The organism is Niallia sp. NCCP-28 (assembly GCF_023168165.1).
Lineage (GTDB): Bacteria > Bacillota > Bacilli > Bacillales > Cytobacillaceae > Niallia.
Genome location: NZ_BQYJ01000012.1, coordinates 66295 through 74512, shown reverse-complemented (window position 1 = coordinate 74512; position 8218 = coordinate 66295). Strand labels below are relative to the sequence as shown.

General features: G+C 35.5%; 6 protein-coding genes. All 6 read right to left on the bottom strand.

Translation table 11 applies throughout. From position 1 onward, the window contains the following. Positions 1-37: 37 nt before the first annotated feature. Positions 38-1336, bottom strand: a complete 1299-nt coding sequence (gene murC / locus NCCP28_RS21005; protein ID WP_248563175.1) for a UDP-N-acetylmuramate--L-alanine ligase — start codon at positions 1334-1336, stop codon at positions 38-40. A gap of 247 nt (positions 1337-1583) precedes the next feature. Continuing rightward, positions 1584-4136 carry a DNA translocase FtsK gene (locus NCCP28_RS21000; protein WP_248563174.1) on the bottom strand — a complete coding sequence of 851 codons (2553 nt, stop codon included), beginning with the start codon at positions 4134-4136 and terminating at the stop codon, positions 1584-1586. 388 nt (positions 4137-4524) lie between these two features. Further along, the gene (locus NCCP28_RS20995) at positions 4525-5322 is read right to left on the bottom strand and encodes a DUF1444 domain-containing protein (RefSeq protein ID WP_375709439.1); all 798 of its coding nucleotides are present in this window, start codon (positions 5320-5322) and stop codon (positions 4525-4527) included. A 216-nt stretch (positions 5323-5538) separates the two neighbouring features. Beyond that, complete coding sequence (locus tag NCCP28_RS20990) at positions 5539-5856, bottom strand: thioredoxin family protein (RefSeq protein ID WP_248563172.1); 318 nt, start codon at positions 5854-5856, stop codon at positions 5539-5541. A 209-nt stretch (positions 5857-6065) separates the two neighbouring features. Beyond that, a complete protein-coding gene (locus NCCP28_RS20985; protein ID WP_248563171.1) occupies positions 6066-6578 on the bottom strand; it encodes a DUF84 family protein in 513 nt (170 codons plus the stop codon). A 44-nt stretch (positions 6579-6622) separates the two neighbouring features. Continuing rightward, positions 6623-7693 carry a M42 family metallopeptidase gene (locus tag NCCP28_RS20980; protein WP_248563170.1) on the bottom strand — a complete coding sequence of 357 codons (1071 nt, stop codon included), beginning with the start codon at positions 7691-7693 and terminating at the stop codon, positions 6623-6625. Between the last annotated feature and the right edge of the window lie 525 nt (positions 7694-8218).

Below are 8218 nucleotides of genomic sequence, written 5' to 3'. Positions count from 1 at the left end.
AAAAAGATGCTGGTTTTCCCAGCATCTTTTTGTTTTTTTATAAAAGTGTTTTTTCATATGCTTGTTGAAATTTTTGAATATCACCAGCACCCATAAAAATAATCACGCTATTTTCATGAATTTGAAGTGACTTCATTTTTTCTTCCGAAATAACTTTGCTGCCAGGAATTTTATTGGCCAAATCTTCTATGCTTAATTTCCCATGATTTTCCCTTGCAGATCCAAATATTTCGCATAAATACACAGAATCAGCTAAGTTTAGGCTGTTCGCAAACTCATTTAAAAATGTTTGTGTTCTAGAGAAAGTATGCGGCTGAAATACTGCAATAATATTTCTGTCTGGATACTTTTGTCTAGCAGCCTGAATCGTTGCTCTAATTTCTGTTGGATGATGTGCATAATCATCAATAATTACTTGAGAACCTATTGTTTTTTCTGAGAAGCGGCGTTTTACTCCCTCAAAAGACAATAATCGTTCTTTTACGATTTCTGCATCTAAATCTTCATAATGACTTAATGCAATAACAGCAAGAGCATTTAGAATATTATGATCACCAAATGTCGGAATTGAAAAAGTATTATAATACGTATTTCTTACGTATACTTCAAATGTCGTTCCTTCTGTAGTTTTCACAACATTTCTTGCTTGAAAATCGTTTTCATCTCCAAATCCATAAAAAACTACTGGAACTTTTGCTTGAATTTTTTGCAACTGCTCATCATCACCGCATGCAAAAATGCCTTTGTTTACTTGCCATGCCATTTCCTGAAAAGCAGAAAAAACATCATCAACATTCGCAAAATAATCCGGATGATCAAAATCAATATTCGTCATAATAGCATAATCCGGGAAGTACGAAAGAAAATGTCTTCTGTATTCACATGCTTCAAAAGCGAAGTATTCTGCTCCAGCTATTCCTTTTCCTGTCCCGTCACCTATTAGATAAGCGGTAGGTTTTGCCCCTTTAATAACATGGGACAACAATCCTGTTGTAGACGTTTTGCCATGAGCGCCAGTTACTGCAACACTTGTGAACTGTTTCATAAAATCGCCTAAAAAACGGTGATAACGAACAACCGGAAGGCCTAATTTCATAGCCTCTTCTACTTCTTCATGTGTATCAGGAAACGCATTCCCAACAATTATGTTCATTCCAGGCTTTATATTTTCTTTTTGAAAAGGAAGAATTTTTATTCCCGATTCTTCTAAAGCTATTTGTGTAAAAAATCTTTTGTCAACATCAGAACCTTGTACTTGTAAACCCATATCATGCAGAATTTGCGCTAATGCACTCATCCCTGACCCTTTTATACCTACGAAGTGGTAAATAGTCATATAAAGAACCTCCAACAATCGTATATCTTTTAAACCAGTATATGACACAAAACTTTATTTTGCTCATAGCATCTTTCCTTTTGCTATGTTCCTTTTTTCTACCTATCCATTTTCCAAAAAACTAGGCTATTTGAATTTAATTCTTTCACAATCACATTTATTGATTATACCATCTTTTCCACAGAAAAACTATGTAACAATCATTATTCCCTTTGAATGGTTATATTCTGTATCATTTTCAACAATTCTACACTTGTTCCTGCAATTGCAAAAATTCATCTGCTGTAATTAACACATCTCTTGGTTTTGTTCCCTTTGCTTCTGAAATAAAACCTTGCTTTTCCATCATATCAATTAATCTGGCAGCTCTATTATAGCCAATTTTGAACCTTCTTTGCAGGCTGGATGTTGATGCGCCCCCTTGCTCAATAATAAATTCACATGCTTCAAAAAACAATTCATCTTCTTCTTCTGTTATTTGAACTTTCTTAAGCAGCTCTTCTTGTTCAAATAAATAATCCGGCTCTCTTTCCCACCTTACATGCTGAACAACCTCATCAATTTCCTCATCTGAAACAAAAGTCCCTTGCAAACGTGCAGGTTTTGATGTTCCATTCTCTAGAAACAGCATATCACCTTTTCCAAGCAATTTTTCCGCACCACTTATATCAATGACCGTTCTTGAATCAATTTGAGAAGAAACAGAAAAGGCAATTCTAGTTGGCACATTTGCCTTGATTAAGCCAGTAATGACATCAACAGAAGGCCTTTGTGTTGCAATTAGCAAATGAATGCCGCACGCTCTTGCCTTTTGAGCAATTCTGCTGATTGCTTCTTCCACATCCGCTGGTGCCATCATCATTAAATCAGCAAGCTCATCAATAATGATGACAATGTATGGAAGTTTTTGCGAGTAGTTTTTACTATCCATTGCTAACTGATTATATTTTGTAATATCACGAACTCCCGCATGTGCTAACAATTCATATCTGTTTTCCATTTCTTCTACAGCCCACTTTAATGCTGCTGTTGCTGTTTTTACATCCGTAATGACTGGGCTAGCCAAATGCGGGATAAAATTATATGGAGCAAGTTCCACCATTTTCGGATCTATTAATAATAGTTTTAATTCCTCTGGCTTCGCTTTATACAATAGACTCACAAGCATCGTATTGATACACACACTTTTCCCAGAACCTGTTGCACCTGCAATTAACCCATGAGGCATTTTTCGTAAATCTGTTACAATTGGTTTCCCTGAAATATCCAAACCTAAAGCAACCGTTAACGGAGATTCAGACCGTTTAAAGACATCACTATTGATAATTTCTCTTATTAATACTGGTCTGCTTGTTCGATTAGGAACCTCTATGCCAATGGTATGTTTTCCGGGAATTGGCGCTTCAATCCGAATATCTTTTGCAGCTAAACTAAGCTTTAAATCATCAGACAGGTTTGTAATTTTACTTACCTTAACACCTGGTTCCGGCTGAACCTCATATCTTGTTACAGAAGGGCCCTGCGTTACATTTACTACCCTTGCCTGAACATTAAAATTTAATAAAGTATCGTTTAGCACATTTGTTTGTTCTTTAATCCAGTCATCATTCTCCACTTTCTTGACAGGAGGATGCAACAAGTCTACCGATGGAAAAGCATAATAGGTTAGTCCATCCTCCTCTTGTTTTTGCATACTAGAAATCCTATCTTTTTCTGCCTGCATAGCTACTAGTTGTTCCAGTTTTTTTTGTTCTGCTCTTTTTTCTTCCAACGCCGCTTTTTCTTCTTCCAGCTTCTTTTGTTCCGCTCTTTTTCTCTCCAATGCTAACGCTTCTTGTTCTTTCCTCTTTTGCTCTATGTATCGTCTGTCTTTATTCAGCATTAAGACATTAAACGGCAATGAACTTCTTTTCGCTGCTTTTCCGTGTTTTTTTTCCTCAACAGCTATAGGCGGATCCTCTATTGGATTGCTTGGAGAAGAATTAGAATGTTCAAATTCTGCTTCCTTTTTTTCCTTTCCTTCATTTTCTTCCATCATTTCTGTTTTCGCATTAAGCTCTTGAATAGTATTTTCTTCCTTGAAACGCACAACATCTTGATCTTTTTTTCCATCTGTTATGTTTTCTGTGACTGCAGGCTGTTCATGTTGAAAAGCATTAACTGGAGTATCTTCCTCCTTAAATGGAGGCTTATGGTCCATTTCAGCAGTTAGCACTTCTTTATTCAGTTCCACTTCATTCGATGCTGCCTCTTCTTGTCGCCTATTCTCCTCAAAATACTCTTCAAACAATAATAATTCCTCATGTTCTTTATTGATAGCTGAGGATAAATGCCTATCATGCCGTTTTTCATACTCCTCTAAATTAAATGCTTTTTTGTTCTGTTCATGATTATTCAATGGCCTATTATATCCATATATAGGAGAAATTGTTTCTGTCGGTCGGAACGGCTTTTTCATTTTTGGTATTTCTACTTTATTTTTAGCAGTTGCCTCCGTAGTTTGACTGCTTGGAATAACTTTTTGTTTTTCCTCCTCTTGCAGTACAGAGGCTTTATTTTCTTCTTTGTGTTTTCTACTCCCTTCCTCTCTTCTTGGTTTCTCGCTAGGCACGCTGTCTGGTATAACAGGAAACCGGAATTTTCCTTTTGGATATTGATAGATCACTTTTGATTCCATCTCTTTTTTTCTTTCAAATGGTGAGTTTGTTACCTCAGGTTCTTCATTAACAAATAGCACTTGGTCCATGTCATTTTCGTTATCGTTTTTTATTTGTTTTAACATTTTTTTGAACCAATTCACACTTTATCACTCTTTCTGCATATTCTCTTTACTATTTTATCAGCTATAAGAGAATGAAAATACTATTTTTCCTTGCTTATTTAAGCTAAGCAGCAATGCTCTTGAAAAAGAACGACAAAAAAATAATTATCTTGCCCTTTATTCTCTGTATTTACGAACAAATATACCGCTGTTTGGCAGCCATAGTTCTTCTTTATTTTATTACCATTTCATTGCATACAGTTTTCAATTCCAAGTATTTTTAACATCTTTTTCATGATTTTTTATTAACAAATGACAAGCAGATGATTTTTTTTTAATACATTGCTCTTAACTGGCCGTCTATTAAACCCTTTTTCTTGTTTATTCTATCAGAATTTTGCATTTCCTACTTTTCCTACGAGTTGTTTTATTTATTTTTTTTATTTTTCCCCAAGATAAAGATTGGTTCTAATTCCCCGTCTTCATATAAAAAGGATAAGGAGGTAATCGGCACTCTTCCACTGGCAAAAAAGCTCATTGTCATTTGCGCTAAAATATCATAGCCTGTTTCATTTTTAATATCTGCAATAATGAGTACATCTTGATGAGGAACGGCAAGCGCCATTGTTCCTTCTACTTTACCGGACATATCTCTAATAAAAGATTCATTTAAGATTCTGCTTGCATCATAGCCATCATTGCTGTTCAGAAAGTAGAAAGTGTTTCCTGCAACAAGATCTTCCTTTAAATTGGTTGGCAGTCTTCTTGCATTAAACATGGCTATTTCCTTAATCTGATTATGTTCCCACCCCTCCTTTTTCATTAATTGCTCATCAATCAGCCGATAAGTAGTTCCCATATCCAAGGCATAATAAATTCTTGTTTCTGCCGTATGTTCATCTGTTATAAATGGCACTTCATCATTTGACTGTGTAGGAAAAGATGTAGAACGAATAACTGGGAAGATATTTTTTTCTTTTCCCCCTTCAGAAGAATTTGATTCAAAGGCCTGTAATCCTTGTTCAATGTAATATACTACTTCTTCTATTGCGCGTTCTTTTTCCGTTTCCCATTTTGCAATGATTCCAGGCAATGAAACCGTAACACCCTTTTTCGAACTTTTGCTTTCGATGCGGACTTGATCTTTTTTAGCATCAAAAGTGAACACTCTATCCGTTGTTTCTAACTCGCTCTTTAATATATCCTTCATTTTTTTGCTATCCATTTTCATTTATGCCACATACTCCTTTAATAAATTAACTCCAATGATTTTAAGATTTCCTTCAAATCAAGTGAGCCTTCAATCAATGAGGGGGGAATGCTCGATAAATAATACCTTCCTTTTTTTGTCTGATATGTTCTTGTCATCCCAGCAACCTCAAGATTTTTTCTTAGTAATATAAAAAACAATACGCATCGTATTGTTTTTTATATTACTTATTTACGCCAATGATTCAATAAAATTTTCAATTTCTTTTTGCGTTTTTCTATCTTTGCTCACAAAACGGCCTAATTCTTTATTGCTTTCATATGCAACAAAGGAGGGGATTCCAAATACATCCAATTCAATGCAAGTGTCAATAAACTTATCTCGATCTACATGAACAAAAGTAAATTCGCTATATTTTGATTCTACTTCTGGCATAAATGGATCAATAAAACGACAATCTCCACACCAATTTGCCGAAAATAAAAAAACAGTTTTTTGATTGCTATTTTTTAATTCGCTAAATTCTTCTTGTGTTTGTAATTCTCTCAAAATTTTTCCTCCTTCAAGGACCTTTTTTACTTTTGGCTGTTTTCTAAAATTTTGCTGCTTGTTAAATAAAATGAAAAAACTTTTAGAATTACTAAGCAGACCGCATCTTATAGACTGCTGGCATTAAATAGCAGCACTCTATATGAAAAACCGCTCTACCTGTTGATCATATCAAAAAGCAACATTTCCAATCTAATAAAATGCCTGCATTATTTATTTTTATATTCATACTGCCCAATCAACAAATCCATAATATGTGTAAACATCGCGCTTCTTGTGATTTTGCCATTTGTTAAAACGCCGATTGCTCCTTGGTGATGTCTTACATTATGTTTATTGGCATAGCAATCCATTACTGGACCTAGTTCTTCTCCTTGGAGAAGCTGCTCTTCTATTTCACGAGGCAATGGAATGCGAGCACCTCCACTAATAAAAACCCCTCCATCTGATGTGGAAAGTGCCCCCCAATTACAAATATAAAGTCCATCTCTTGTTCGATGAACCCCGCCTTCCAATCCAATCCCTATATCTCCCGCGCCTTCGAAAACAGCACCTTTTGCTCTATTGAGAGCACCTTGAATCGTTTCTTCATCAGAAAAAGGCTGTTCACTTACTAAAGAAGGGATATCTAATGCAATAAAAGAAACATTTCCATAAGATTGAAACCCTTCTTTTACTGCAGCAATTTTAGCGGGATTTTTTGTACCGATACAAATTTTCAATAAAAGCTCCTCCTATCTCTTTTGTTCTCCTTCCTTGTAGACATTTAAACAGAAAGAATAGAAGCAACAGTCCCTTTATCTGTTGTTTTTACAAGTTTAATCAATAATTCTTTTGCAGCAGCATAATCATCAATATGAATAATTGAAGCGCTTGTATGGATATACCGAGAACAAATGCCAATTACCGCACTTGGAATTCCTTCATTGGCAATGTGGACTTTTCCTGCATCCGTGCCTCCTGGTGAAACAAAATACTGATAGGCTATATTATTGCTTTCTGCTGTATCTAATACAAATTCTCTGATTCCCTTATGCGTTACCATTGTTCTATCAAATATACGCAAAAGAGCGCCTTTTCCAAGCTGGCCAAATTGGTTTTTATCACCAGATGTATCATTTGCAGGGCTTGCATCTAATGCATAAAAAATATCCGGCTTAATCATATTTGCCGCTGTCTGTGCTCCTCTTAAACCAACTTCTTCTTGTACAGTTGCTCCAGAATATAAATTATTCGGCACTTCCACTCCTTGAAGCTCTTTTAATAATTCAATGGCTAAACCGCAGCCATAACGATTATCCCATGCTTTTGCCATAATTTTCTTTTTATTTGCCATTGGCGTAAATGGACAAATAGGAAGAATAGCCTGACCAGGTTTAATTCCTATATTCTTTGCATCCTCTTTATTGTCTGCACCAATATCAATCAGCATATTTTTGATATCCATCGGTTTATTTCGCTGTACATCATCTAAAAGATGTGGAGGAATAGAGGCAATAACCCCAATAATCGGTCCATTATTTGTCATAACCTGCACTCTTTGCGCTAAAAGGACCTGGCTCCACCATCCGCCTAATGGCTGAAAACGCAGCATTCCGTTTTCTGTAATCGATGTTACCATAAAACCAACCTCATCCATATGTCCTGCTACCATAACTGTTGGATCCTCTGATTTTCCTTTTTTCAAGCCAAATATACTGCCAAGTTTATCTTGCACAATTTCATCACTATACAAACTTAATTGTTCTCGCATAAAGTTTCGCACTTCATGTTCATTGCCTGCTGCACCTTGCAGTTCTGTTAATGTTTTAAATAGTTCTAGTGTTTGTTGATTCATTTTTTTCACTCCTTCACTTATTATGGGGCTATGTACTATTGTTTTTTTGCGGCTATTTTTATATCGATTGTTGCTTTAAAACAAAACTGGAATGCCCTGCCTTTCCGTGGGCGGCTCTCCGAGTCTTTCTCTCATCTTCACAAGATTCTAGGCATAATCAGCCTGCTATGTCTTTTTTCTCCGTTTTTGTATGATAAAAAAACAAAATTTGAGAAAATAGTCTTCTTTTTTAATTTTATTTTTTAGCAATCCTAAATAAGTTTCACTTTCTTATTCTACCGAAAGATGTTTCGGCATGCCACCATTAACTATCTAAAAAATGAATAGTCTTTCTTCTTATTTTTTCGCTTGTCTAAAGTATTTTGGCTATAATAAAGTGAAACTTCAATCAGCGAGGGGATTTTTTTTCATCCCCCACTGATTGTTAGTTGAACCAATCGGGCTTTTACAGGCAGTTATCCCCCACCTAAATTTCTCATTTCTTCTAATTTTTCGGCAGGGGTCTTACTGCCCATTAATGCGGGA